This window comes from Butyrivibrio sp. YAB3001, assembly GCF_900112195.1.
Taxonomy (GTDB): Bacteria; Bacillota; Clostridia; order Lachnospirales; family Lachnospiraceae; genus Butyrivibrio.
Map to the genome: position 1 here is coordinate 1 of NZ_FOKR01000022.1, position 25185 is coordinate 25185.

Sequence of the window (25185 nt, forward strand, 5' to 3'; positions counted from 1 at the left end):
GCAACGTCCTGATAGACTCCATTGATTATATAGCCATTCTGAAAACAGAAGTTCTATAGTAGCTGCACTTGATTTTCAAGATCCTTTTTCTGCTTTGGTGTTGATACTCTTGCATAGATGTAACAGTTTGTTTTCTTGTTCTTTGCCATACTTGCATCCTTTCAAAAAATATCATTGACAATCCCCTTAAGTCCCCTTATTATATGACTTAAGAAATGGGTTTTTTACTGAGTAAGGTCTTCGGACTGGAAAAGGTCGCTCGTTTCTTTTTTTATGTTCATAATGTCATAAAGATACTTTTTCCCATCCTTTGCGTGTCGCAATATCATCGCCACATGAAAAACGTTATATCTTTCTACCTCTCCATTTTCAGCAAACACAGGTAGTGCAAACCGTGATTCATATTTATACCAGCCATATTTTGCATCCTGCTTATGCTTTGTCTTGGAATTATCAGTATGCACCATGTTTGTAGCTGTATTTATTAGTTCCGGCAAGCCTTGTGCTGCATTAGCCTTGGCTTTTTCATTTGCTCCCTTTAGAATATTGGTATATTCAGAATGCGTATACTCGTCTGGAAGATCTGTTCCAATATATACAACCTCATTAGTTTCTGCTATTGTGTAAAACTCGCCAACATACTGTCTGAGATATTCTTCAACATCCCCCCATTTTATTCCCCGCTTTCCACGAAAAATGATGTCATTTATCATAACAACATTATGTCCCAACGCATCCTTGATTACTGAAACATTTCTTGAATTACTTTCTTTTTCCATACTACATTTTCCAGAGCTTTGATTCCGCCCTGGACTCCCTTCTATTTCTTTAATTTACAAAGCTCATTATAATAAGCCTTGTATCGATAAGCAGTTCTTCTGCTTATCCTGCCTTCAGCAACAATCTCCATGATTGTCATTCCACTCTCAAACTTGATCACAAAATCGTTATATGATTCCATCCAGATAGCATCATGTTTCTGTCTGCCGGCAAACTTACGTCCCCTGTATTCTTCCAGTTCAGCCTTCAGCTTTGCATTTTCATCTTCCAGTTCAGCTATTCTCTTATAAGCTTCTTCCAAAGTGGTTATCATAAACGCCTCCTATGCCAAATGTTTTATGGCACAATTATAATATCATGTGCACAGAGTGTCAATTTCTCATTGACACTCTGCGACACTTTAACTAAATCATGCAGCTTTGTTCTTGTTGCCTGAATATGCCTGATAACAATAGTTTTTCATCATTTCTTCTTCATATGGTACTTCCACTACCTCAATAATTATTTGTATTCCCATGGCATCAACAACATAATCATGATATGCTTTGCATAGATTCCTTTGTATCCTTGGGTCGATTTACCTTCAATGGAAGCATTTTTCATATAGGTGATTCCCAGCTTATCCGCTCTCTGTCTTACTTCCTTTGAAAAAGAGCTTTCTGAACGAATCTTCACAAGGTTATCTTCACCCCAGCGCCTATATGCTTCATATAGGTATTTTGTGGTAGTAATCGCATTTTCATCAAAGACTATATAGCCATCTGATTCAAAGAAATCCATGATGCTATCCTCATCTCTTCGCATCTCAGCCTGGTTCTTCACTGTCCGGTCACTTATAGTTAAAGATATCCGAAAGCAGCACAAGAGTGATAAAGATACCGCCACAGATACCACTGTAGCAGATAGAGAATGATGAAAATAAGGGCATACCTCATTATGCCCTGGTAATATTGGCTGAATATTATTCTGTATCACTGGACTATCTTTTTGATAAAACTGAGACCCGCAATTATGCACATAATGAAATTGCAGACTTGAACTTAACTGATGACGTTATTGAACTTCTGAAAAGTGGTGTGATTAATAACAGGTTGCTTGGAGAAATGATCTGTCATCCTGAGTTTAGAAAGTTCATGGCAGATACAGAGATTTTTGTTGACGGAATAGCTTCTCAATCCATACAGTCTATAAATGCTTACGCTGACACATTAAGAAGATCCAAGCACTATAAGCAAGCAATAAATTCTAAGAAAAACAAGAAGAAACACAAGTAATTTCATAACAAAAATAATCGGCCTTTATCCCACAATGAACTGGATAGAGGCCAGTTTTACTAATATTTTGTCATTATTCTAAACAAGCCGGAATTTTAAAAATTAACCCATACATCTATTCGTCCTTCATTGGAACTTCGAAGATAGACTCGAATTTTTCAGCAATCGTTGAAAAATCAATCATATTTTCCCCTACCCAATGCTTATAAATCAATGATTATATCCAATACCTGCGAATCGGCTCATCATCACCATCTATAGTAACTGTGTTTTCTAGTATCCCACCGCATTTTTCTATGGTTTTCCATGAAGCAGTATTGCTTTCGTGAACCCCAAGTAATACTTTGTAAATTTTCTTTGCTTTTGCCTCTTCAAGCACCATCTTAAGTACTTCAGTTGCATATCCTTTTCTTCGCTCACATGGACGGATTCCATATCCGATATGTCCCCAAGTATTTAAGCCTTCAAATGTCAAATAATGTCTTAAACTCGCTGCCCCTACTAATCTTCCGCTCTCATCGATTACAAAAAACGAAGTTGTAGCACTGAACCTTTCATCGACGATTCCATGCTCGCAGTTATCAAGCATTCTTATATACTTTTCGAATTCTTCTGTGGAGTCAAAGGGCTTATCCAAAAACCATGGCGCAATCTGTGTTCCGCTATCACACCATTCTTTCATCATCTCGTTGAACTGATCAAAATATACCAAATCAGGCTTTGCCAAATATAGTCTCATTTATCCCTTAACCCTTACCTTGTCGAATACAGCTTGAATATCTTCCTTCGCCCCTTCAAATTTTGGCCACGCATCTATTCCATCATCTCTTTTTCTGGGGATTATGTGAATATGGAAATGAGGTACAGACTGTCCGGCACTTTCGTCACTGGCATTAAGCAAGTTAATACCGTCATATCCACAATGATCTGCCAGATGATTGGAAACCGTTTTTACGGTCTGCGCAACGGCAGAAAGCGTATCTGCATCACAATCCAAAATGTTCTTACAGTGTTTCTTAGGAATAACCAGGATATGACCATCGACATCCTTTGCTATATCCATAAATGCTAGCGTTTCATCGTTCTCATATATTCTTAGCCCCTGTATTTCACCAGAAGCTATCTTACAAAAAATGCAGTCTTCCATTTTCTATCTCCTTCATAAACTGGATTTATTGATCAAGCATTATCTCAAACGCTATGATCGATTCCTCATGCTCACCTATCATCTCTACAGAAATCTTTCTTACTGTAGTTTGAAAGCAATCGTCAATAGTCTTAACGTATTCATAGGCATTGTCTAGCTCTTGCCTGTTATCAAGTTTGCCTACAGTCATATGAGGAATGTAGGATAGTCCAAGATCATAGTCCTTAAAGTGGCTCGAATACAGCTCATCATGAACAGTTTTTATGATATCTTGCCCCTTTTCTATATTCAGAAAGAGATAATTATCATCTGTTTTGCTAAAGCCGTGTAATACAAGTTCAAAAGGGCCTACATCCTTTAAGCTTCTTGTCAGTTTCTCCGCTAATTCATCATTAGTCATTTCCGATTCAAAAGGAAATACAATAGTGATATGAGGACGAACAAGCTTTGCTAAAGGATCGTACCGATCCCGGATTTCGTTTATGATTTCTATATTTGAAAATTGTGGAAATATCATTATTGTTCTTAACATTTTTATCCTTATACATGTTCCAATCTATTTTTCACAAAAACTGCTTGCATTTATCAAAATGCATTCCTGAGCAATTATTTACTCTGGCAATCACCGGTTCAACATCATCAAGCTTGTACCATTTGAGGTCATCCACTTCAACTGAATTCACGAACTCGCTCTTGTTTACATAAGCTATAAACCCTATCATAATAAGCTGCTTTGGCTCAAAATAGTAGCTGGATACATACTGGCATCTGGTTACCGTCTGGCCTGTTTCCTCTTTTACCTCTCTGGCGACAGCTTCCTCAATGGTCTCACCCTCTACCATATATCCTGAAACCACGGTCCATTTGTCTTCCGAGATATAATTTTGCTTAAGAAGAAGAATATCATTGTACTCATTGACTACAAGCACTTCAACGACCGGCAAGGGATTTCTACCGTAAATTCTTTTACAAGAAGGGCATATTTTACAATCATCATCTCCAAGCTTGATATCTTCTACTTTATGGCCACATTCAGCACAGTATTTAAACTGCATTCCAAATTCCTCCTGATGTCATCGTATGTTGATTCTTTAATTATTATCATTTTTGTCATACTCCTTTATAATTTCCTTCATTCCATAAACTTCCCCATCATCACAAAATTACTTACAGGGTAGAAACCTAAATTACTATAAAAATTTATGTGTCTATCATCGTTTACGCTGTTCAGTTCTATTATTGAGGCATTATTCTCATTAACTACTTTTTCTAAATGCTTTAGAAAATCTGTTCCATAGCCCTTTCCCTGATGCCCCACAAATATCACTATTTCCTCGAGAAAATAGCCTCGTATATCATCATATTCCTTAAAATATCCCATAAGATATCCGGTTATATTATCATCCTGATCTGTTTGGATCATGCACATAGAGTCTTCCATCGTTAAGACCTGATGAATTCTCTTATATGCTTTTTCATATGTCCAACAGCACTCTTCAACAGTATTGTAGTATTCAATGTTTTTCTCAACTACATACTGAAGGTCATCTACCGTCATTTCCCTGTATTTCATTTATTCAAATCTCCGTTAATTTTGCCTTCTTCATGGTCTGAGCAAAGCTCTCATCAACATGCTTTATCGTTGGTACATGTATAAAAACAGCTCTTCCATTAAACTTCTCTAGAATATTCCAATATGCTTCGTTACAAAGATACGCCGTTGGTTTCTCCGATATGATGGTTGGAATACCTGCACAGTTTATGGCTTCTGCAAACTTCTCCAAATCTAGTTTTGAAAAAAACTTGATACCATTCTTGGCTGAAACTCTTTCAATTCTTACCGCTGTGCTCAATTCCTTATCTACACCAAACATTACAATTTGATTATATTCACCACTTATAGAATCAATATCTTTTTTTCAGCCCGGTAAAAGAATTAGTAAGAAGCAGATGCTTAGGAGATAACTGCTCAGCTAGCATGCAAGAAGTATTATTTTTTCCCTTAAATCCCAAAAATAACGTATTATTCACCGCTAGCTATTTTCCTTACATTGTATTTATTTATCTCAACACATTTTTTATCAGCATCAAACTCAACAATCCATGGCATTTCAAATCTTATCTTTTCAAAATCCTCATAAATAAATGCTCATCATCTTCGCCAACCTTATAGGCTCCGTTATTTAGCATTACCTTTTGGGATGCGATATTATTCTTGTTGACGCGCAGGTAGATTTCATCTTCAGGCACGATCTCTTTTGCCTTTAAAAGAGTTAATCTAAGCCCTTCCGTTCCATATCCCTTGCCACGATACTCCTTTGAAATGCTATATCCTATGTGACCCGCGCCTTCACGAAGAGCGTCGGTAAGGTGATGTCTTATCCTAAACTCACCAATTAGTTTATCTTCATCCCATAAGTAGTAATAGGTTTCAGGTACAAACCAGTCAGGCATATCAACCGGGTTTTCATGAGAAATCTGCTTAGGAAGAACTTTTTCTTTATACTCATCAAAAGAAACTCCATGATAAGAATTGGTTAAACCATTCTCGTCTTCCGGTAAATTCGTTGTATACTCCCACTGTGCTTCTACATCTTGTAAGTTAATCTTTCGAAGTTCCATACTGCTCACCTTTCACCATTATAAATCGCGCACTAAATAATCATAGCATAGCAGGGCTTTCCAACATACACAATAGCTACAATCAAGTATTCCCGAGCAAAATTTAAGAGGCACTCTATAAAAGAATGCCTCTCTTTCGTCAAATCATCTTAAAATGCCTAAGCGCTTCTGTGATAGCCTTCTCTTTCTCTGGTGTAATTCCCGGTTGTCTACTATCATCTGACTTTGGCTTATTATAATTTTCACGTAACTCTATACCGTTCTTTCTTTTTACCTGAGCGATATTAAGGTTAGTTACGTGAAGCTGGTAATTTTCCCCAACCCAGTCTCTAATCTTATCATACGTAGCTTTTGTTTCTGCACTGGTTTCATCGAGCTCATCAAAGTCAATCTTTATGCGGATATGCTCGTCTGGTTTTTGTTGGGACAAAAGCACAACCGTCTCTAATATAGAATATGTGTTTGTTTTTGTTAAATATTTCATGCTGTCAATTATACTCAGCTGTATTTCTGTTTTTATTTCGTTTTACAGCGTTTCTCCACTTGGAGATTTCCTTCTTTTTAGCATAGTTTCTCCTGTTCTCACTTCCAAGATTCTTGTATAGTTCATATCTCTCCAAAGACAGCTCTCCTGATTCTATAGCTGCTTTTATTGCGCAGCCCGGCTCAGTATCATGCTTGCAGTCACTGAATCTGCAGCATTTCTCAAGTTCAAGGATATCCGAAAAAGTGCTGTCGATTCCCTCATCCATTTTTGCCATTCCAATCTCACGCATACCTGGGGTATCGATGATAGAAACGCCGTTTTCAAGAACAATAAGCTGCCTGTGGGTTGTGGTGTGCTTTCCTGTTGAATCGGACTGCCTTACCTCATTTGTCTCCATTACCTCTTTTCCTGCGATGGCATTTACAAGGGTTGATTTCCCTGCACCTGAGGAGCCCAGAAGGCATATGGTGTTGCCCGGTTCAAAGTAGGGTTTCAATTCCTCCATGCCGATGTCATACAGCGCAGAGACCGCATGAACTCTTGCCTTATCCGATATTGACTCAACCTCTCTGATATAGCGACCTATGTTGTTACAAAGGTCAGCCTTTGTGAGGATCACCACAGGCACAGAACCGCCCTGCAGCACCACGCTGGCGTATCTGGCTATTCTGTTGTAGCTGTAGTCCTCGTTTAACGAAGTGACAATGAATGTATAATCTACATTGGCCACCATATACTGCATGACTCCGGTTTTGGCCTGATCCGGCCTTTCCAAAAAGCTTTTTCTCTCGCAGACGGTAGCTATTGTTGAATCCCCAATAGGGTTATAAATAAACTCAACAAAATCCCCCACCACAGGAAGTTTTTCTGCGTCCTCCTCATAAAAACTCCCCTTAAGTTTTGCCTCAATTTCTTTTCTTTCAAAAAGAATCTTGTAGCTGTTTTTTCTTACTTCTGAAATCCTGCCTTTGCTAAATGTGTTTGTAATATTATTCATTTCTGCTTTTTCTCCATTTTTTCCAAATCATTTACGTGTTCAAAGTTATCCAAAAAGATGATTCAAGAATCCATATGGAGACCCGGTGTGGGATTTTGTGCCGGAACAGGCATTGAAAATGGCTGGTTTTTCACATAAGAAAAGCCGTGACAAATACGCCACGGCTTAGAATACATAAATTAATGTCCCAGGAAAATTAAAGGGCACAAACCGAGGTCTTCATAGGATATGTGGTTACAATCATCATTCTTATTGCACTCATTATTATGATTACCTCGCTTTCTTTTAGATTTTTAACTCTTATTAAGTCTAACAAAAATACGGTTTTTAGTCAATATATGAGTCAGGAAGAACCGTTACCATTCACAGTCAATGTCATTTATAATAATATCTTCTCTGTTTGCCTTCTGTAACTTGATGCTCATAATTTTCTCCCTCTATATCAATTCTTTATAAATATTTGAACAACATGATTGGAATAGCCCATAAGATCAGGCCTTTCAGCTGTTGCTATTAAGTACTGAATCCATTCAGTATATGAGTCTTCGGACATATTATTTACAGCTTCTCTGATAACCTGTGACAAACCATCCTGAGCGAATCTTGGGCCTTTTGATACAGGTAAAGTCGTCAGCACCTTATCTGTCAGTTCGTCAATTGAAGCTATAGTATGCAGAAGAATTGAAGATCCGGTATTATCCGTAACAAACGCTGTATCTCTTTCATATCCTATTTCATTTATTTCTTCCGCAGGATTTTCACTTTGGAAAATATACTCTATAAGAGGAGCATCCTGAAGGACAAAAGCCACAAATATTGGTGCACCCTTCCTTGCCACACGCACGGCTTCTTTTATCGCAGCAACTCTCTCCTGAACATTTTCAAGATGGTAAATTGGACCAAGCTCCAGTACAAGATCATAGGTATCATCTGAAAAGTCACGCAAATCCAATGCATTGCCTTGAAATACATTTATATTTTGTCTATCCCGAAATAATTCTTTCATCCTTGAAACGTTGTCTGGATGTAAATCAATAGCATCAACATTAAATTCTTCATCTGCCAAAGCCTTCGTATATACACCGCATCCAGCGCCAACATCTAAAACCTTTGCGCCAGGCTTTAGGTATTTGTGAATATAATGCTTTGTTAATATGAATTCAGTTTCATTAGCTTTTGTGTAAAATAAACGATTCTCTTCAACAGCACCTGAGTACTGCCTCAAATACAGTTCTTCCAGTTCCTTTCCTTCCAGTCCCATACTCATATTCTCCTTTTCATGCACAAAAAAGCACATCAGTAAGATTCAAATCTGCCTGGTGTGCTTTTCAAATATCATCATAAGAAAAATCTACACAGACAGATAAGACCTATTGGCTTACAGCTGTGTAATAATCCTAGCTATAAGCGAATATGTCTATACATCATCTCCATGTAGTTATACATATAGCGCTGGTCCATATGTGCTCCTAAATTGATTATATTGATAGTAATAATATAGCTACCTCAATAACCTGTCAATTATTAATTATTCAAGTCATCCCTAGATACTTCAATCTCCACATGCTGCTTAGCGTCCTTGAGTTTGGACAATAAGCATACCGTCTCAACATGCGTAATCATCTATGTTTGCATGTACATATACGGACTAGTACTGTATACCCCGTTGAGGAACATAGAAATTATGGGTGTTAAAAACACTAGGCAAATGCATTTTTCTGCTATTTATTGTACAGGATACATCTTCCCTTTGTACATACGGATGTATCCGTCCCCTAAGTATGTACAAAGCCAGATTCTGCCCTCGTTTGCATTAAAGATTTATGCAGTGCGTAGGGATTTATGTTTCCCAAACGTTACTCCCCACCGAAGACTTCATCATAAGACATTGGTTTAGCCTCCCCAGTTGCCATCTTGTGAGCATCATCCAGCATTTTCTCAACTGCAGGCCTTACTTTCGCCTGTCTGCTCTCAAGTTCTTTTTGCAGCTCCTGCCCAGAATATCCCACTTTGATGAGTTCTGAACGGATTTCTTTTACAAAGTCGCCATTAGTATCAGTCATAGTAATAAGTCTCCAATCCTACAGGTCGTGAATCTCATCTTCCAATTCATTAAGGCAGTTCAATATGCTATCGAAATCAGGATAGACACCATAGATCATATTCTTCATAGCTGAATAATCCGCTCTTACTTCTTCCATAATATAATCCGCAGGAATCAGCTTAATTTCTTTGAGTGTCGCTGTTTCATAATGCGCACTCTTGGCATAATAAAACTTCTGCTTGAATACAACGTCTTTCTGCAGTAATTCCTTACGAGCAAAGGCAGATTCTTTCACCCAGCTATTTGCCATACTATAAACATCATATAAGTGCCTTGCATATCTTCTAGGCAGAACCTTTCCTTGCGGAAAATTAGCCATCTTATGAAGTATTGTAAGTTTCTCCCAGAAGGTTCGCTCAACATCTATTGTCAGAATATCTGTTGTTTTCTGTTCAAAAGCATTCGGATACTCTGTTGCTACAAAAGGCTCAACTCTGGTTAAATGAGATGGCATCCATTCAGCCAGTGGTCCTATCTCTAATCTGACTACAGGCACTAAATAATCCATAGAAAAATCTCTTGGATATTTAAAATTCACAACCATAGGATCATTGGTATCAACTTCCATCCAATCTCCCTTGCCAAGTTTTAATGCTAATTCTTTATTTAAAGTTGGAACCAGTTCTTCACTATAGAATAAAGCCGCATGAGCATTTATTTCCTTGTTATACTGGTCCTGTTTTGTCTTTGATCTCTCATCCCAAGGATTAGTATTGTCTGTCAGTTTTCTCCAATCCAATATTAGGTCGATATCTTCGGAAAATCGCTCTATAACATGGTAGGACTTTGAAAGACTTGTTCCTCCCTTAAATACAAACGCATCCTTATATATATAATCATGAAATAGATGGTCCAGCATAAAACACACCCAAAAATCCTTTTCAACAATAGAAGGATGCATTTTCATTTTCTCTGCTGTACGAGAAAAAAGGACCTCCCTGTCCTCTTTACTGAGTAATGATACATTTCTCACCTAATACATATCTCCTTTATTACTTTATATATCCACGCTGTCGTAGTTATTGCCTCACAAAGTATAATTTCCTTATACGCCTTTGACAGCACATTTGATAATCTTTCTGTATCTTCCTGCTGTATTTTATCTTTACCTATATACTTAATTGCCTGAATGACAGCTATCGTAATGAAACTTTTACCAGATATTTCCTTATTGGCACAATGCTTAAACTCAACCTGATACGAACCAATTTCATATTTACGATATGGGCCATCACTTATATAACTCCAGGTATTAGGTACCTGTGTAGATAAATGCAGAAAATTTAAAGCCGTCTCTCCTGAAGGAGCAATAGTCCAGTTATATTTTCTAGCAATAGCTTCTGCTACTTTCTCAATATTAGGAGCACTATACTCTCCTAATAACTTACTGTAAGACGGCTTGTCATATATTCCCTTTATGACCCGCCTGATTGTTCCAGATTCACCAAGCCTCGATAATGCCTTGTTGGTAGGATCTGTTCCAGCAATATCAATAAAATCTATAGCCGAAAAAGCATAACCAGAGCCGAAATTCTCTATTCTTTTTTCTATTTCAATCTGATATTTTTCTCTCATCTTACATTCCTTTCGTCAGATAAATTATATAGTTTATCTGACGAATTTGCAAGATTTCTCACTATTTTCGCCAGATAAGTTGTATAGTTTATCTGACGAATTATCACGTTTATTACATAAAAATCGTGACAATAATAGAAAAAACATACTTCAATTCAGTTATTCGGAATTTCTGAACAACTGCCAGAGAACTTAATAATCTGTTTCACCGACACAGGATAAAAGTTATTTGCATCCACTCCGACATCATACCTGAGCACACCTTCGTTCCTGTTCTGCTCGTTATAATCCATTCTCGCATGTATGTGCCCATGTAGCTGAATACTTCCGCTGTTTTTCTTGGGCCATGACAGCATAGGATAATGCATAAGTGCGAAATATCTTCCATTAAGTGAAACCGTCATGAAATCTTTTATGTCTTCAAATAATGCTGGATCATATTTTTTATCATGATTCCCATTTATCAGATACTTCTTGCCCTTCATTCTAGCTATAACACTGTTGACTTCATCGACACTCATATGGTGGCAAATATCTCCTAGAATATAGACAGTATCATCCTTACCGACAACTGCATTGTAGTTTGTAAGTAGTATCCGGTTCATATCTTCTACAGATTCAAAAGGTCTGTTCTGCATGGTTATGATGCCTCTATGCCCCAGATGTAAATCACTTGTAAATATATCATTGGCAATCCTCTAACTCCCTCTGACGTAAAGCATCATAATAAGCCTTGTAACGATATGCAGTTCTCCTGCTTATCTTGCCTTCTGCTACAATCTCCATGATTGTCATGCCACTTTCAAATTTGACAGCAAAGTCATTATATGACTGCGTCCAAGCTGCATCATGTTTCTGTCTGCCAGCAAACTTACGACCTCTGTATTCCTCAAGCTCAGCTTTCAGATTAGCATTTTCCACTTCCAGTTCACTGATCCTTTTCAGAGCATCTTCCAAAGTGGTTATCATATTTACCTCCTGTGCCAAAATTTTTATGACACAATTATAGCTATTCAAAAAGAGAGTGTCAATTTAATATTGACCCCCTCCATGAATCTATTCTTATTAACAGGCAGTTTATTATTTAAAGAATTTCATTAATCCTTCTGACTTCGTAAGGATTCCTTTGAGACAATATGTCTATTTCCAGCTTTTCTCTAAGATAATCCTCGTATTGTTCTCGTAATCTTATCGAATCCTCCTTTTCCTGTGCCTTTACCACCTTTATCTTCGGAGATGCTGATTCCGCCGATAGATTGATTAGATTGGTATTATTAAAATCAGTGTTGTTGTAATTAGTATTATTAGTGCATGATTTCCATGAGTCCGGACCTGTGATTATCACATTTCTAGATTCATGATTTTCATTAGTCTCAGAATCATGATTTTCATGAGTCTGAATTATTCTTCTGTCAGGCCCATAGTCATGCAATCCGGTAGCAAAGTCCTTTACATAAATTTTTGTTGGCTTACCCTGACCTTGCTTTTGTCTTTCTATTAAACCGGCTTTATCTTCCAGCTCTTTTAGCATCTTCGTTGCTTTCTGATTAGCACAATGCATATCTGCCATAATCCGATCCAATTTGTAATAAATAAACACTTTGCCATCTTCATCAAGCCATCCATTTTTTGCTGAAAGAGATGCTCTGTCCAGCATTAAGGAGTAGAGAATTTTAGATTCCATCGTTATTCCTGCAAATTTTTCATCCGTAATCAAAATCTTAGGAATCTGATAAAAAGCAAATTGATCTGCCCCTCTACCATAAAAATAATCAAAATCCACTAGCGTTCCTCCTTTCTTAGATTTGGAATAAAACAAAAAAAGACGCCTAACCCACAGGAAATGCTGTAAGTTAAGCGTCTTCCGACGATTCTTATTTTGTTTATATCAGACATATTCAAGTAGCGCACTACTGTCACGACGTAGGCTCTATTTTTGCACCTACTGTCACGAGTTCGACAGCTACAACTACCCGAATATACTTTTTCATGTGCTTTCCACGCTCAGAATAATCAGTCTTATCAAACGTGAAATGCTCGAAAAAGTACGTAAATTCAAGGATTTCTATTAGTTCACTCTTGTGAGCAACACTACCGTCTCCACATGGCTCGTCCATGGGAACTGATCTACTGCTACTGCACGGGTCATGGCATAGCCATTACTCTGTAATATCTCAAGATCTCTTGCAAGTGATGTAGGCTTACAGGATACATAGATCATATACTTTACGCCATAATCAATTATCTTGCTCAAAGCCTTAGGGTTTATGCCATCGCGAGGTGGATCAAGAATAATGAGATCCGGTTTTTCCTCAATATCATCAAGTACCTTAAGAACATCGCCTGCTATAAATTCGCAGTTGTCCAAATGGTTTAATTTGGCATTTTCCCTTGCTGCTTCAACTGCTTCTTCAACTATCTCAACACCAATGACCTTTTCAGCTACAGGGGCAAGGAGCTGGGCAATTGTGCCAGTCCCTGAATAAAGGTCATAGATGATTCCGTCCTTATTTATTTTTTTCTGATCATAGAGACTTCTGATATAGCTTCTTACTGTCTGATACAACACTTCCGCGCTAAGGCTGTTGGTCTGGAAGAAAGAAAAAGGAGTAATCCTGAATTTCAATCCCAGAAGATGTTCATAAAAGAAATCCTGACCATAGAGTATTTCTGTTCCTTCATCTATAACAGCATCTGCAAGTGAATCATTTTTCGTATGAAGTATTCCGGCAATTCTGCCATCAAGTGTCAGTGATAAAAGAGTATCTTTAAATCCTGATAAGTCATGCTCTTCCTGAGTGGTTGTTATAAGATCAACCAATATATCTCCGGTCCTGACTGCTTTTCTTACAAGAAGGTGTCTTAGATATCCCACCTGCTTCATTCTATGATAAAAAGAGATTTCTTTTTTATCATACATAGGTGAAAAATAATCAAGTGTAGCAGATAAGATTGCCTTATAGTCATCATCTACTATTCTGCAGCCACTTACGGTAACAATGTCATAGAAGCTACCTTTTTTGTGCATTCCAAGACATAGAGGTCCACCCATAACTTCATCGCCGAATGTAAATTCCATTTTATTTCTATAGGAAAATCTGACAGGACTGGTCTTGATGCCTTCCCAGGTAAAACGTTCTTCCTGCCTGTCCATTGCAGGTTTAAGAAGTGCTCTTACCTGCTGTTCTTTAAGTCCCAGTTCCTTGACATAGGGCATAGTAAGGTAGCTGCATCCACCGCATTTACCAAAATGAATGCAAGGACTTTCAATAGAATCAGAGGGTTCCTCCAATACTTCAAGGAGTCTGCCCTCTGCTCTGTCTTTTCTTACTTTTTGGATCTGAATAGAAACCTTCTGATCAGGAAGAGCGCCTTTTACAACTACCTTTCCCTCTTCAGTTTCTACTATTCCCTTATTTGGGAATTCAACCCTTTTTACAATTCCTTCAATAATATCTTTTTTCTTCACAATAAATCTTATCTTTCTTTAATTGTCTTTTTCGAAGTCTTCGTCATCAAAATCATCATCGAAATCGTCGAAGTCATCGTCGTAGTAATCATCCTCAAATGCAGGTGTCATATATCTATACACCAGATATGCGATGATTGCTACTGCTGAGATAGAGCCAAGTACAGCCAAAGCCCAAAGGATCACGTTGGAAGGCTTCTTAGCATTAGCTGCTTCTCTTTTGTCGAGTAGTTCATTAATACGTGTCATTTCAATAATGTCATCAATCTTTGATTTAACTTCCATGGTAACCCCTTTCTCATAAAAAATGTTTATCAAATGCATCAAGCATTCAAAGCTGATTTTATAGCAAACGCAACTATGAATTCCCCCTTGCCGCTTGCTATAGCATACTACAAAATAAGTATATCATATATGAATAAATAATTTAAGGAAATGCTTATTTCCCCGTTTCCCTTAGATTTTCTTAAGCTTTGCAAAAGCAGCATACATGATTTTCTGACCACAGTTATCAAACTGAACCGTGACTTTATAGTCTCGTTCCCCCTCTTCCAGCGCAGTAACTGTTCCGACGCCGTATTTAATATGAGATACTCTGTCTCCGGCATCATAATCAGGTTTTCCCATCTTTACAGGCATTCCCTTGGAAATACCAGTCAGGCTCCCTTTGGTATGAGTCTTTGCCACACCTGCTATGTAAGGTTTGTCAGCAGGCTGAGCTCTTTTTACAGGTTTTGCAGGTTTCGGTGTTGCCTTTATTCTATAAGTGCCGGCAAGACCTGACCTGTCACCACTGCCTGAAACAGATGATTTTCCGGCGGAAGTCTTTTTAACGCCATTGATATACGAAGATTTTATTCCAAAACCGCCATTTTCAGAAGATGTACTGCCATAATCACCCTTCCTGTAGTCATTACTGTAAGCAGATTTTCCCTTTGAATAAAATCTTTCAACGCCTTCATATTCATCAATGCTGTCGTCATCATCATAAAGAAATGCTGGCCCATCATAACCCTTATCTTTATCCAACATTTCATCAGGTATTTCCTTGACGAAGCGGCTAAGAGCATTATACATGGTCTCGCCCCTGACCATTCTGCGCTTTGCAGCTGTAAGCGTAAGACATTTCTTGGCTCTTGTTATTCCAACGTATGCAAGTCTTCTTTCCTCTTCTATTCCTTCCGGATCAGAATCTTCAAACTGCAACGTCATATAGCTTGGGAAAATACTTTCTTCCATACCTGCCAGATAGACATGCTCAAACTCAAGTCCCTTTGCGCTATGCAGTGTCATAAGAAGAACTTTTTCGTTATCACCGCCTATTTTATCTATATCGGCAACCAGTGCTACCTCTTCCAAAAATCCTGACAGTGTAGGATTTTCTTCTTCGTTGTTTTCTTCATACGCAGCAATCTTGGATATAAGTTCGTCGACGTTCTGCGCTCTGTCATTATCTCCGCTGTCATCTTCATCATCCAGAGTTTTAAGATAATCCATATATCCAACTACATCTATAACATCCTTCAGAAGTTCTTCAAGAGAATATGTTTTCATCTTGGTCCTGAAAGCGCGTATCATTGAAACAAAATCTTTCAATTTGCCTGCGCTTCGGCTTACAGACATGATCTGATCTGCCTCACATAATGCGTCGTAAAAACTGATATTGCGCTCATCAGCATAGTTCTGCACATAATCAAGCGTAGTAAGACCAATTCCACGCTTGGGCACATTGATGATTCTTTTTACAGCAACATCGTCCTGCCCATTATCAATAGTTTTGAGATATGCTAAAAGATCTTTTATCTCTCGCCTTGAATAGAAGTTAGTGCCGCCAACTATATCGTAGGGTATTCCTTCGCGAACAAACTGCTCTTCTATAAGTCGTGACTGAGCATTGGTTCTATAAAGAACTGCTGTCTCATCATAAGTCAGTTTGCCGCTGCGTTTAAGTTTTCCAATATCAGTGGCTATGAATTTAGCCTCATCAAAAGCTGTATCGAGCTGTTTTAAACGGACTTTTTCGCCTTCTTTTTCATCCGTCCAAAGAGCCTTATCTTTTCTTCCGCTATTATGCTGGATAACGGCATTTGCGGCATCAAGAATCTGCTGTGTTGACCTATAATTCTGCTCAAGCTTTATCACAGTCGCATCGGGGTATACCTTCTCAAAATCAAGAATATTCCTGATATTAGCGCCTCTGAATCTGTAAATACTCTGATCATCGTCGCCCACTACGCATAGGTTTCTATAGCGATCCGCAAGCAATCTTATAAGTTCAAACTGTGCATTATTTGTATCCTGGTACTCATCCACCATGATGTATTTGAATCTTTCCTGGTAATAGGTAAGCACCTCAGGTTCTGATCTAAAAAGCTCAACAGTCTTCATGATAAGGTCATCAAAGTCCATTGCATTGCTCTTTTTGAGCGCATTCTGGTATTCTGTGTATGCCTTGGAAATCTTAACCTTTATAAAGTCATTCTGAGTAGCAAGCGCATATTCATTGGGATCCACCAGATTATCCTTACATTTGGAGATGGTTCCCATAATCTGCTTAAGCTTAAGCTGAGTGGTCTCAAGCTGATATTTTTTACAGATATCCTTCATTACTGCTTTGGAATCATCTGTATCATATATAGTAAAATTATTGCCAAATCCCAGCTTATCAGCATATCTTCTGAGTATTCTTACACAACTTGAATGAAAGGTCGAAACCCAAATGCTCTCAGCGCCAAAACCAACGATTTTATCAACACGCTCTCGCATCTCGCCTGCTGCCTTGTTGGTAAAAGTGATTGCCATGATGTTCCACGGATTAACATTACATTCATCAATAAGATACGCAACTCTGTGAGTAAGCACTCTTGTTTTTCCTGAACCGGCGCCTGCCAATATTAGAACAGGGCCGTCAGTCTGTAATACCGCTTTTTTCTGTTGTGTATTAAGTGTATCGTAAATTCCCATTAAAGCTTATATCCTTTTATTTCTTTTCCTTTTGTTTCTCTTTTCCCTTGCCTGATTCTTTTGCCTTTTTTTCTTCCTCAGTTATATTGTCGAGAATCTTTTCTATCAAAAGTTTTTTTACATATACGTCATATGACAGCTGAATAATGAAAGAAAAAATCTGCATTTTTTTCTTTTCATCATCACTTAAATTTTCATCATCAAAAGTCTGTGCTGCCTTATCAAATTTATATTTTAAATCTTCTATGATTGGTTCCAAGCCATCTCCCTGAAGCTCATATGCCGCTTTATATATCTTGGAAAGATTCAGCTCATCATCACTGATAAGAAACCTTTTTTTCAATGGTTCTATCAATGTCTGAATATCATTTATAGACAGAACATTCTTTAAATAATATATAAAGATAAGCAGAATCAGATGATCTTTGGAATACTTCTTCCTCACCGGAGGCGGCAAAAGATTATTCTTGGCATAATTATTTATCATGGTTTTAGTAAGTATCTTATCTGACTCCGGATGACGAGTGCTTTTCTTTAATCTTTCATCCATAAATGTCGTAAGCTGATCCATATATAGATCGATATTCGGCATTTCTTCCACGGAGATCGTATCAATTCTCCCAAGAGAAGCTATTATGCTGTTTAAAAGATCATCATTATCAATCGTCATCGAATTACGTCCCCTTTAATTGACATTACTTTACCTTATTATCTCTTGCCATCTGTCTCATCTCAACCGCATTTTTTATAGTTGCATCCGTAATTTCTTCCCCACCAAGGAGTCGTGCCAATTCTTTGGTAGAAGCATCCTCAGAAAGAGAATAAATACTTGTAACAGTTCTTCCATCAGAAAGGCCTTTTTCAATCATAAAATGCGAATCTGCCATTGCTGCTATCTGTGGAAGATGTGTAATGCAGATTATCTGATGATTTGCTGAAAGCTCGCCCAGTTTCTTGGATACCTGCCAGGCAGTCTTACCGCTGATTCCTGTATCAATCTCGTCAAAAATAAGTGTGCTTATATCATCTTTATCTGCAACAACGGTCTTAAGCGCAAGCATTATTCTTGATAATTCACCACCACTTGCTATCTTTTCAAGTGGTCTTAGCTTCTCTCCGGGATTTGTGGAAATCATAAATTCTACGCTGTCATATCCCTTCGAAGTAATGTTATTCTCATCAGTGCCAATCCCTATTCCAAACTTCACATCAAGGAAATTCAGATCAACAAGTGCCTTCGTCAATTTGTCAGTAAGTCCTTTTGAACCTTTTTTCCTTATATCTGAGATTTTTTTGCAAAGATTTAAAACAACCTCTTTCTGCTCAGAAAGCTCATGTAATAATATGTTCCTATGAGCATCGAGGTCTGAGAGGGTATCAAGCCTTGCCTGCTTCTTATCAAGTTCAGCAAGCACAGACTCTACGCTGCCACCATATTTATCCTTAAGATGATTTATAGTATTTAATCTGTCTTCAACCGTCTGGAACTCTTCGTCATCAAATTCAAGCTCATCAATATAGTTAGAAAGTGAATGATTGAAATCAGTAAGAAGATTCTCCACATCAGACAGCTGTGACAGAAGGTCTTCAAGTTCCTTGTCGTAGCCTGAAACCGATGACAATTCTCTTACAGCCCTTCCTATCATATCTGAGGCATTCTCATCCGATTCTCCAGCACCGATCAGAGAATAAGCCATTCCTGCTGCCTCTGAGATTTTACGGCTGTTGACCATTTTGTGATAAGAAGCTTCCAGTTTCTCATCTTCACCTAAAACCAGCTCAGCTTCTGCAATCTCATTTACTTCAAATTCCAGAAGTTCCTGCTCACGCAATCGTGAATTCTCATCTATGGAAGTCTCATCAAGTTTTTTCTGTATATCATTTAATTTTTCCAGATTCTTTTTAAGCTTATCCGGAAGGTCTTTTAGTTCATTTATGCAATACTCATCAAGAATCTCAAGATGTTTGTTCTTGTGAAGAAGCTCCTGATGGTCATTCTGACCATGGATATTTATCAGCACATTTGAGATATCTTTAAGCTGTTTGGTAGTAACCGTCTCACCGCAGACCTTTGAAACGCTTCTTCCCTGCATTATCTTTCTCTGGATGACAACTGTTCCATCCTCTTCCACAGGAATATCCATATCAGCAAAAAACTTCCTTTGGCTGTCATTTTCAAGGCCAAAGGATAGTTCAACAAGTGCATATTCTTCTCCGGTTCTGATTAGCCCTGCATCGGCTTTTGCACCTAGCGCCAGATTAACTGAACCGATGATTACCGACTTTCCCGCGCCGGTTTCTCCTGTTAAGATATTAAGTCCTTTAGTAAATTCAATCTCCTGCTCTTTGATAAGCGCTAGATTTTTAACGTGTAAACTGTATAACATAATTCCTCATCTTTCTGTCAAAATGAGAACCCCGCCTCGACTCATCAAGTCATCATTTCCCTAAACTTTTTCATAACCTTTGCCGCATCATCATTAGTCTTAATGGCCATCATGATAGTGTCATCACCTGCAATACAGCCAACAACTTCCGGAAGGTCAATGGCATCAATTGCTGCAGCCAAAGCCATTGCCATACCGGAAACCGTCTTCATTACCAAAATATTCTGAGCGATATCCATGCTTACGTAGCCGGCCTTTAACACGCTGACATATTTATCCTGCATAGCATCTTTATCAGCAGTAGAATAAACGTATTTTTGTCTGCCATCTTCCGTTACCTGCTTGGTAAGTTTCATCTGTCTTATATCTCTTGAAACTGTAGCCTGAGTAACATCATATCCTTCGGCTTTTAAATAACCCGCAAGCTGCTCCTGAGTCTCAACCTCATGTCTGGCAATGATTTCAATTATTTTGTCATGTCTGTTTTTTTTCATTTTCAGTTCACCCTCATGCGAACACTCATTATTATTTATCGAATTTTTTTCCTAATACCTCTAAAAAGCTCACTCTGTTGAGCTTAATTATCTTCGTGGTCTTGTTCGATTTTTCTATTTCAACCCTGTCGCCCGTCTTAAGGTCAATTCTTCCGCTTCCGTCAAAATATGCAACAACCTCTTGTATACTGTCATCTCTTCCTTCCCTTATAACAAGGGATATTCTGGTAGCATCAGATAATACCATGCTTCTGGTATTAAGCGTATGCGGACAGATCGGAGTTATCAGAATCATATTTGCAGAAGGTTCAACAATCGGTCCTCCTGCAGACAGGCTGTATCCGGTAGAACCGGTCGGCGTTGATATTACGATTCCATCTGCATGATAATTACACAGAAAAAGACCGTTTATATATATATCAAAATTTATGGTCTGAAACGATGACTGCCTCGTTATAACGATATCGTTCAGCGCAAAATCATGTTTGTCGCCCGTCTCACCATAAAGCATCATTCTGTCTTCAGTATCAAAGTTTCCTTCGATGAGCCTATTTAATGCTTCATCGACACCTGTTTTTTCTACTTCTGCAAGATACCCCAAAGTCCCAAGATTCACGCCAAGAAGCGGAATATCCATATATGCTGCGCTCCTTGCAGCCTGAAGCATTGTGCCATCTCCGCCAAGAACAATACAGCATTCTGAATCCTTGGGAATCTCACTCACATAATCTCTTGCAATATCATATTTTACAGAATTGGCAGATATACTATCTGCAACCACGCACTGTTTTCCATGCATCTTAAGATATTCCATGATATGCGTGGTCATGGACAAATCCTTATCCTTACTCCTGTTAGTAACAATACAAAAATGATCCATAATCACTTATCAAGACTTCCATGAGCTCTCGCAACAGTATCTGAAATAAGCTGCTCCATCTCCGGCTCATGTGAATAGCCTTCCCCACTTTCCGTTATCGCCTTCAAAGTTTTTTCACCCTCTGCTTCAGTAAGATCAGAAACCCTCTCATTCATATCCGGATTTTTTCTTATATGTACAAGGTATTCAATATTTCCTTCCGGTCCCTTTATCGGTGAATAATCAAGATGTAAAACATCAAAACCTGCCAGATGGACAAAATCCACTATTCTGTGAACTACTTCCTCATGCACCTTAGGTTCCCTTACTACACCTTTTTTACCTACTTTATCTTTGCCTGCTTCAAATTGAGGCTTGATAAGACAGACCATTTCGCCTCCGTCCTTGAGAAGTTTCCTTGCAGGAAGCAAAATCTTTGTAAGTGATATAAAAGAAACATCACAGGAAGCAAAATCCAAGTCATCAGCAATATCGTCTCTGACCATATATCTGAAGTTTGTTTTCTCCATGCAGACAACTCTGTCATCACTTCTGAGTTTCCAATCAAGCTGCCCATGTCCGACATCCACCGAATAAACCTTAACTGCGCCATTCTGAAGCATGCAGTCAGTAAATCCTCCGGTAGAAGCTCCAATATCCATACAAACCTTGTCTTTTAAAGAAAAGCCAAAATTATTAACGGCCTTCTCAAGCTTTAAACCGCCACGGCTCACATAAGGAAGTGAATCTCCCCTGACTTCGAGATTAACTATCTTGGCTTCCTCAAAAGTAGTCCCAGGTTTATCTTCTCTTTGTCCATTTACAAATACGTCCCCTGCCATTATGAGGGTTTTAGCTTTTTCTCTTGAAGAAGCAAGTCCTCTGTTTACTAAGAGAACATCAAGCCTCTCTTTTTCTTTTGCCATAATATGTTCCTTTATTTCTTTATCTCTTCCATGATCCTCTCAGCAACAGAATCAGCATCCATCCTAAGTTCTTTTAACAATTTATCAACACTTCCATGAGTAACAAACTTATCCGGGATTGCTATCTGTAAAACTGTAGCATCAATCCTATTTTCATCTATATAATTTCTGACTCTGTCGCCATAGCCACCTATAGCAACATTCTCTTCCATGGTAACAAAAAGTCTGTGCGTTTTACTTGCCATATGAATGTATTCAGTATCCATAGGCTTTACGAATCTGACATTAACAAGTGAACACTTAATTCCATTATCCTTAAGAATTTCGCGGGTTTTCTCAGCTATTCGAACCATGCTGCCCACTGCAAGAAGACAAACATCTTTTTCCTCATAGATTGATTCACATTTGCCCATAACAATAGGAGCTCTGAACTCTTTAAGTCCATCATACGCATTCCCTCTTGGATATCTCACTGCAGACGGGCCATTCATATCCACTGCAAACTTGAGCATATCTGATAGTTCCCATTTGTTCTTAGGCGCCATGATATGCATGTTCGGCATACTTGAAAGATATGACAGGTCAAATATTCCCTGATGAGTTTCTCCGTCACTTCCCACAAGTCCTGCCCTGTCTATAGCAAATACAACAGGCAGATTCTGAAGACATACATCTTCTAAAATCTGGTCATATGCCCTTTGTAAAAATGAAGAATACACTGCAAATACAGGCTTATAGCCGCCTATTGCCATACCTGCAGCAAAAGATACTGCATGTTCCTCAGCTATTCCGGCATCCACAAATCTGTCCGGATACATATTGCGAAATCTTTTCAGACCGGTTCCGTCTGCCATAGCGGCTGTGATGGCAACAACTTTTTTATTTCGTGCGCCAAGTTTGCACATAACGGTACTGAAAATATCCTGATAATTAGCTGTTGTTCTTGGCTTACTTGGAAGTCCGTTTTCAACAAGGAAAGGCTCTGTACCATGAAAACGCGCAGGATGTCTCTCTGCGGGTTCATACCCTTTACCCTTTTTGGTCATAACATGAATCATGACTGCCTTTTTAACCTTTTTGGCTTCCTTGATGGTTCTAATAAGTTCAGTAGTATTATGACCATCAACCGGGCCAAGATAGGTGATACCGAGATTTTCAAATACCATTCCCGGAATAAAGAGCTGCTTAAAACTATTCTTGGCTTTTCTTATGCTGCTTACCACCTTAGGACTTGAATCCTTAAGCTGTGCATAAACGTCTTCCTTAAGAGTAAGATATCCCTCTGCTGTGCGGACATTATTGAGATATTTCCTCATTCCGCCTACACTCTCGGAAATTGACATCTCGTTGTCATTTAAAATAATGATAAAATTAGTTTCAAGCTTGGCGGCATTATTTAAAGCCTCATAAGCAAGACCGCCTGTAAGGGAACCATCTCCTATGACTGAGACTACTGTATAGTCTTCACCCATAAGGTCTCTTGCTTTAACCATTCCAAGACCTGCTGAAATAGACGTTGAACTATGTCCTGTATCAAAACAATCCGTGTTTGATTCACTTCTTTTCGGAAAACCACTTAATCCACCATATTGGCGAAGCGTGTCAAATCGATACTTTCTCCCGGTCAGAATTTTATGCGTATAACACTGGTGTCCAACATCCCATATAATCTTATCTTCAGGCAGATCAAGAGCAACATGAAGAGCCATTGTAAGCTCAACTGTTCCAAGATTTGAAGCTAAATGCCCGCCTGTCACTGAAAGATTTTTTATAAGAAAATCCCTTATTTCCTGCGCAAGTTCAGGATACTGGGATTTAGGAATATCCTTGATATCCCCGGTTTTATTAATCTGATCAAGAAGCATTTTCACGCCTCCCCTTCTGCTGTTACTAACAATTGCCTTCCGCAATCAATTTTTTCTATAAATCAGGTAGTCAAAAAGTCTGTCTAAAAAAGAATTCTTAAATCCAAGGCTCTCAAGTATTTCTGAAGCTTCTTCCGACAGTTCTTTTACCTTTTCCCTGGCTTCGTCCATTCCATAGAGACTTACGTAAGTGCTCTTTCCGTTCTTTAAGTCTGAGCCTATAGGCTTACCAAGCTCTTCCATTGTGCTTACGATATCAAGTATGTCATCCTGTATCTGGAAAGCAATACCGACATTACTTCCAGCCTTCTCTATAGAAGCTACTTTCTCAAGACCAGCTCCACCGAGAATAGCTCCTATCATAAGGCTTGCCTCAATCAGAGCCCCTGTCTTGTTCTCATCTATATATGCAAGCACCTCTTTGGACTTGTTGTCATCTAAATCTGTATTCTCTGCCATGATGTCAGCGCACTGTCCGCCCACCATGCCATTAACTCCGGCTTTATTCGCCAGAATCTTCAACGCGGCAAGATAACGGTCATCACACTCTCCATCATACGCAGAGAGCTTTTTTCCCTTAATGGCACCTTCGAGGGCAGTCTCATATGCCAGATTCAAAAGACCGTCTCCCGCAAGAGTTGCCATCCCGGCTCCATAAACTGCGTGCGTGGTTTTGCGCCCGCGCCTGTACTCATCGTTATCCATAGCTGGAAGGTCATCATGTACGAGAGAATAGGTGTGGATCATTTCCATTGCCACAGCAAATGGAGCCACTACAGCTTCATCTGCATCTTCTCCCGCAAAAAGCTTATATGATTCAAGCATCATGACTGGCCTTAACCTTTTCCCACCTGCCATAAGACTATAATTCATTGCTTCCAAAACCTGCTTTGCGTAGCCTTCTTCCTTAGGTAAAAAAGCTTTAAGCAAAGCCTCCACATGAGCAGCTTTGTCAATAAGAACTGTTTTAAAATCATCACTCATGGTTACTCAAAATCCTCCAAAGTGCCATTCTCAGCAATCATCTGAACCTTTTGTTCAACCTTATCAATCTCATCATGGCAGTATTTCAAAAGTTTCATTCCCTCCTGATATTCCTTAAAAGAATCCTCAAGAGTAATCCCTTCATCTTCCAGTGCCTCTATCTTGGCCTCAATAAGGGCGAAAGCCTCTTCAATGGATATCTTTTCTTCGTCTTGCTGTTGTTTTTTTCTTGCAGCCATTAAATAATCTCC

Annotated in this window: 31 protein-coding genes and 1 pseudogene; 1 reads left to right on the top strand and 31 read right to left on the bottom strand. The window is 38.6% G+C overall.

What is annotated here, in order from left to right:
• Nucleotides 1–56: 56 nt before the first annotated feature.
• From BM086_RS20630 to BM086_RS17215, 4 genes and pseudogenes are all read right to left on the bottom strand, one after another.
• Nucleotides 57–125, bottom strand: a pseudogene (locus BM086_RS20630) (IS607-like element ISCbo10 family transposase); the annotation flags it as partial.
• A 99-nt stretch (nt 126–224) separates the two neighbouring features.
• Nucleotides 225–779: a hypothetical protein gene (locus BM086_RS17205; protein ID WP_092330024.1), complete on the bottom strand. Its 555-nt coding sequence runs from the start codon at nt 777–779 to the stop codon at nt 225–227.
• 41 nt (nt 780–820) lie between these two features.
• Nucleotides 821–1093: a resolvase gene (locus BM086_RS17210; protein WP_092330027.1), complete on the bottom strand. Its 273-nt coding sequence runs from the start codon at nt 1091–1093 to the stop codon at nt 821–823.
• A 188-nt stretch (nt 1094–1281) separates the two neighbouring features.
• A complete protein-coding gene (locus BM086_RS17215) occupies nt 1282–1602 on the bottom strand; it encodes a primase-like DNA-binding domain-containing protein (RefSeq protein ID WP_141107776.1) in 321 nt (106 codons plus the stop codon).
• Between the two features lie 212 nt (nt 1603–1814).
• Between BM086_RS17215 and BM086_RS17220 the strand changes: the two genes are divergently transcribed.
• Complete coding sequence (locus tag BM086_RS17220; RefSeq protein ID WP_175560347.1) at nt 1815–2054, top strand: hypothetical protein; 240 nt, start codon at nt 1815–1817, stop codon at nt 2052–2054.
• Nucleotides 2055–2271: 217 nt separating this feature from the next.
• Here the strand turns inward: BM086_RS17220 and BM086_RS17225 are convergent, their stop codons facing one another.
• From BM086_RS17225 to xseB, 27 genes are all read right to left on the bottom strand, one after another.
• Nucleotides 2272–2793: a GNAT family N-acetyltransferase gene (locus tag BM086_RS17225; RefSeq protein WP_092330035.1), complete on the bottom strand. Its 522-nt coding sequence runs from the start codon at nt 2791–2793 to the stop codon at nt 2272–2274.
• Nucleotides 2794–3201: an HIT family protein gene (locus tag BM086_RS17230; protein ID WP_092330036.1), complete on the bottom strand. Its 408-nt coding sequence runs from the start codon at nt 3199–3201 to the stop codon at nt 2794–2796. It abuts the gene before it with no gap.
• A 25-nt stretch (nt 3202–3226) separates the two neighbouring features.
• Nucleotides 3227–3733 carry a 2'-5' RNA ligase family protein gene (locus BM086_RS17235; RefSeq protein WP_092330037.1) on the bottom strand — a complete coding sequence of 169 codons (507 nt, stop codon included), beginning with the start codon at nt 3731–3733 and terminating at the stop codon, nt 3227–3229.
• A gap of 31 nt (nt 3734–3764) precedes the next feature.
• The gene (locus BM086_RS17240) at nt 3765–4256 is read right to left on the bottom strand and encodes an NAD(+) diphosphatase (protein WP_092330040.1); all 492 of its coding nucleotides are present in this window, start codon (nt 4254–4256) and stop codon (nt 3765–3767) included.
• 77 nt (nt 4257–4333) lie between these two features.
• Nucleotides 4334–4774, bottom strand: coding sequence for a GNAT family N-acetyltransferase (locus BM086_RS17245; RefSeq protein ID WP_092330042.1), 441 nt, complete (start codon nt 4772–4774; stop codon nt 4334–4336).
• A gap of 4 nt (nt 4775–4778) precedes the next feature.
• Nucleotides 4779–5054, bottom strand: a complete 276-nt coding sequence (locus BM086_RS17250; protein ID WP_175560348.1) for a pyroglutamyl-peptidase I family protein — start codon at nt 5052–5054, stop codon at nt 4779–4781.
• A 265-nt stretch (nt 5055–5319) separates the two neighbouring features.
• On the bottom strand, nt 5320–5823 hold the full coding sequence (locus BM086_RS17255) for a GNAT family N-acetyltransferase (protein WP_092330056.1): 504 nt from the start codon (nt 5821–5823) through the stop codon (nt 5320–5322).
• 139 nt (nt 5824–5962) lie between these two features.
• Complete coding sequence (locus BM086_RS17260; RefSeq protein WP_141107777.1) at nt 5963–6307, bottom strand: hypothetical protein; 345 nt, start codon at nt 6305–6307, stop codon at nt 5963–5965.
• A gap of 4 nt (nt 6308–6311) precedes the next feature.
• Nucleotides 6312–7307 carry a ribosome small subunit-dependent GTPase A gene (gene rsgA / locus BM086_RS17265; RefSeq protein ID WP_092330059.1) on the bottom strand — a complete coding sequence of 332 codons (996 nt, stop codon included), beginning with the start codon at nt 7305–7307 and terminating at the stop codon, nt 6312–6314.
• Nucleotides 7308–7749: 442 nt separating this feature from the next.
• Nucleotides 7750–8568 carry a class I SAM-dependent methyltransferase gene (locus tag BM086_RS17270; protein WP_175560349.1) on the bottom strand — a complete coding sequence of 273 codons (819 nt, stop codon included), beginning with the start codon at nt 8566–8568 and terminating at the stop codon, nt 7750–7752.
• A gap of 595 nt (nt 8569–9163) precedes the next feature.
• On the bottom strand, nt 9164–9370 hold the full coding sequence (locus tag BM086_RS17275; RefSeq protein ID WP_092330062.1) for a hypothetical protein: 207 nt from the start codon (nt 9368–9370) through the stop codon (nt 9164–9166).
• Between the two features lie 18 nt (nt 9371–9388).
• Nucleotides 9389–10384 (bottom strand): nucleotidyl transferase AbiEii/AbiGii toxin family protein, encoded by a 996-nt coding sequence (locus tag BM086_RS17280; protein ID WP_092330066.1) that lies wholly within the window; start codon nt 10382–10384, stop codon nt 9389–9391.
• Entirely contained in the window at nt 10381–10986 is a 606-nt protein-coding gene (locus BM086_RS17285; protein ID WP_092330069.1) for a DUF6088 family protein, read from the bottom strand. Before BM086_RS17285 ends, BM086_RS17280 begins: the two co-directional genes overlap by 4 nt.
• A gap of 155 nt (nt 10987–11141) precedes the next feature.
• Nucleotides 11142–11681 (bottom strand): metallophosphoesterase, encoded by a 540-nt coding sequence (locus BM086_RS17290; protein ID WP_207651002.1) that lies wholly within the window; start codon nt 11679–11681, stop codon nt 11142–11144.
• Nucleotides 11671–11955, bottom strand: a complete 285-nt coding sequence (locus tag BM086_RS17295; RefSeq protein WP_035789293.1) for a resolvase — start codon at nt 11953–11955, stop codon at nt 11671–11673. The genes BM086_RS17290 and BM086_RS17295 overlap by 11 nt, the downstream gene beginning before the upstream one ends.
• Before the next feature lie 115 nt (nt 11956–12070).
• Nucleotides 12071–12769 (bottom strand): replication initiator protein A, encoded by a 699-nt coding sequence (locus BM086_RS17300; RefSeq protein WP_175560350.1) that lies wholly within the window; start codon nt 12767–12769, stop codon nt 12071–12073.
• Between the two features lie 285 nt (nt 12770–13054).
• Complete coding sequence (gene rlmD, locus BM086_RS17305; protein WP_092330079.1) at nt 13055–14455, bottom strand: 23S rRNA (uracil(1939)-C(5))-methyltransferase RlmD; 1401 nt, start codon at nt 14453–14455, stop codon at nt 13055–13057.
• Between the two features lie 18 nt (nt 14456–14473).
• Nucleotides 14474–14740, bottom strand: coding sequence for a DUF4366 domain-containing protein (locus BM086_RS17310; RefSeq protein WP_092330082.1), 267 nt, complete (start codon nt 14738–14740; stop codon nt 14474–14476).
• 171 nt (nt 14741–14911) lie between these two features.
• Nucleotides 14912–17419, bottom strand: coding sequence for an ATP-dependent helicase (locus BM086_RS17315; protein WP_092330086.1), 2508 nt, complete (start codon nt 17417–17419; stop codon nt 14912–14914).
• 16 nt (nt 17420–17435) lie between these two features.
• Nucleotides 17436–18089, bottom strand: coding sequence for a DUF1836 domain-containing protein (locus BM086_RS17320; RefSeq protein ID WP_092330089.1), 654 nt, complete (start codon nt 18087–18089; stop codon nt 17436–17438).
• 25 nt (nt 18090–18114) lie between these two features.
• Nucleotides 18115–19806 (bottom strand): DNA repair protein RecN, encoded by a 1692-nt coding sequence (gene recN, locus BM086_RS17325; RefSeq protein WP_092330103.1) that lies wholly within the window; start codon nt 19804–19806, stop codon nt 18115–18117.
• Nucleotides 19807–19850: 44 nt separating this feature from the next.
• Nucleotides 19851–20300 carry an arginine repressor gene (locus tag BM086_RS17330; protein WP_092330104.1) on the bottom strand — a complete coding sequence of 150 codons (450 nt, stop codon included), beginning with the start codon at nt 20298–20300 and terminating at the stop codon, nt 19851–19853.
• A 31-nt stretch (nt 20301–20331) separates the two neighbouring features.
• Nucleotides 20332–21180: an NAD(+)/NADH kinase gene (locus BM086_RS17335; protein ID WP_092330108.1), complete on the bottom strand. Its 849-nt coding sequence runs from the start codon at nt 21178–21180 to the stop codon at nt 20332–20334.
• A 2-nt stretch (nt 21181–21182) separates the two neighbouring features.
• Nucleotides 21183–22085 (bottom strand): TlyA family RNA methyltransferase, encoded by a 903-nt coding sequence (locus BM086_RS17340; RefSeq protein WP_092330109.1) that lies wholly within the window; start codon nt 22083–22085, stop codon nt 21183–21185.
• Nucleotides 22086–22096: 11 nt separating this feature from the next.
• Nucleotides 22097–23950 (bottom strand): 1-deoxy-D-xylulose-5-phosphate synthase, encoded by a 1854-nt coding sequence (dxs, locus tag BM086_RS17345; protein WP_092330110.1) that lies wholly within the window; start codon nt 23948–23950, stop codon nt 22097–22099.
• Between the two features lie 45 nt (nt 23951–23995).
• Complete coding sequence (locus tag BM086_RS17350; RefSeq protein ID WP_092330111.1) at nt 23996–24934, bottom strand: polyprenyl synthetase family protein; 939 nt, start codon at nt 24932–24934, stop codon at nt 23996–23998.
• A 2-nt stretch (nt 24935–24936) separates the two neighbouring features.
• Nucleotides 24937–25173: an exodeoxyribonuclease VII small subunit gene (xseB, locus tag BM086_RS17355; protein ID WP_092330114.1), complete on the bottom strand. Its 237-nt coding sequence runs from the start codon at nt 25171–25173 to the stop codon at nt 24937–24939.
• Between the last annotated feature and the right edge of the window lie 12 nt (nt 25174–25185).

Bases quoted from the DNA above. Each gene is read 5' to 3' on its own strand.
- BM086_RS17230 (WP_092330036.1), bottom strand. From the start codon at position 3,201: ATGGAAGACTGCATTTTTTGTAAGATAGCTTCTGGTGAAATACAGGGG.
- BM086_RS17205 (WP_092330024.1), bottom strand. From the start codon at position 779: ATGGAAAAAGAAAGTAATTCAAGAAATGTTTCAGTAATCAAGGATGCG.
- BM086_RS17340 (WP_092330109.1), bottom strand. From the start codon at position 22,085: ATGGCAAAAGAAAAAGAGAGGCTTGATGTTCTCTTAGTAAACAGAGGA.
- xseB (WP_092330114.1), bottom strand. From the start codon at position 25,173: ATGGCTGCAAGAAAAAAACAACAGCAAGACGAAGAAAAGATATCCATT.
- BM086_RS17315 (WP_092330086.1), bottom strand. From the start codon at position 17,419: ATGGGAATTTACGATACACTTAATACACAACAGAAAAAAGCGGTATTA.
- BM086_RS17295 (WP_035789293.1), bottom strand. From the start codon at position 11,955: ATGATAACCACTTTGGAAGATGCTCTGAAAAGGATCAGTGAACTGGAA.
- BM086_RS17285 (WP_092330069.1), bottom strand. From the start codon at position 10,986: ATGAGAGAAAAATATCAGATTGAAATAGAAAAAAGAATAGAGAATTTC.
- BM086_RS17225 (WP_092330035.1), bottom strand. From the start codon at position 2,793: ATGAGACTATATTTGGCAAAGCCTGATTTGGTATATTTTGATCAGTTC.
- BM086_RS17260 (WP_141107777.1), bottom strand. From the start codon at position 6,307: ATGAAATATTTAACAAAAACAAACACATATTCTATATTAGAGACGGTT.
- BM086_RS17240 (WP_092330040.1), bottom strand. From the start codon at position 4,256: ATGCAGTTTAAATACTGTGCTGAATGTGGCCATAAAGTAGAAGATATC.
- BM086_RS17270 (WP_175560349.1), bottom strand. From the start codon at position 8,568: ATGGGACTGGAAGGAAAGGAACTGGAAGAACTGTATTTGAGGCAGTAC.
- BM086_RS17255 (WP_092330056.1), bottom strand. From the start codon at position 5,823: ATGGAACTTCGAAAGATTAACTTACAAGATGTAGAAGCACAGTGGGAG.
- BM086_RS17320 (WP_092330089.1), bottom strand. From the start codon at position 18,089: ATGACGATTGATAATGATGATCTTTTAAACAGCATAATAGCTTCTCTT.
- BM086_RS17210 (WP_092330027.1), bottom strand. From the start codon at position 1,093: ATGATAACCACTTTGGAAGAAGCTTATAAGAGAATAGCTGAACTGGAA.
- BM086_RS17245 (WP_092330042.1), bottom strand. From the start codon at position 4,774: ATGAAATACAGGGAAATGACGGTAGATGACCTTCAGTATGTAGTTGAG.
- recN (WP_092330103.1), bottom strand. From the start codon at position 19,806: ATGTTATACAGTTTACACGTTAAAAATCTAGCGCTTATCAAAGAGCAG.
- BM086_RS17330 (WP_092330104.1), bottom strand. From the start codon at position 20,300: ATGAAAAAAAACAGACATGACAAAATAATTGAAATCATTGCCAGACAT.
- BM086_RS17235 (WP_092330037.1), bottom strand. From the start codon at position 3,733: ATGTTAAGAACAATAATGATATTTCCACAATTTTCAAATATAGAAATC.
- rsgA (WP_092330059.1), bottom strand. From the start codon at position 7,307: ATGAATAATATTACAAACACATTTAGCAAAGGCAGGATTTCAGAAGTA.
- BM086_RS17350 (WP_092330111.1), bottom strand. From the start codon at position 24,934: ATGAGTGATGATTTTAAAACAGTTCTTATTGACAAAGCTGCTCATGTG.
- BM086_RS17275 (WP_092330062.1), bottom strand. From the start codon at position 9,370: ATGACTGATACTAATGGCGACTTTGTAAAAGAAATCCGTTCAGAACTC.
- BM086_RS17310 (WP_092330082.1), bottom strand. From the start codon at position 14,740: ATGGAAGTTAAATCAAAGATTGATGACATTATTGAAATGACACGTATT.
- dxs (WP_092330110.1), bottom strand. From the start codon at position 23,950: ATGCTTCTTGATCAGATTAATAAAACCGGGGATATCAAGGATATTCCT.
- BM086_RS17335 (WP_092330108.1), bottom strand. From the start codon at position 21,180: ATGGATCATTTTTGTATTGTTACTAACAGGAGTAAGGATAAGGATTTG.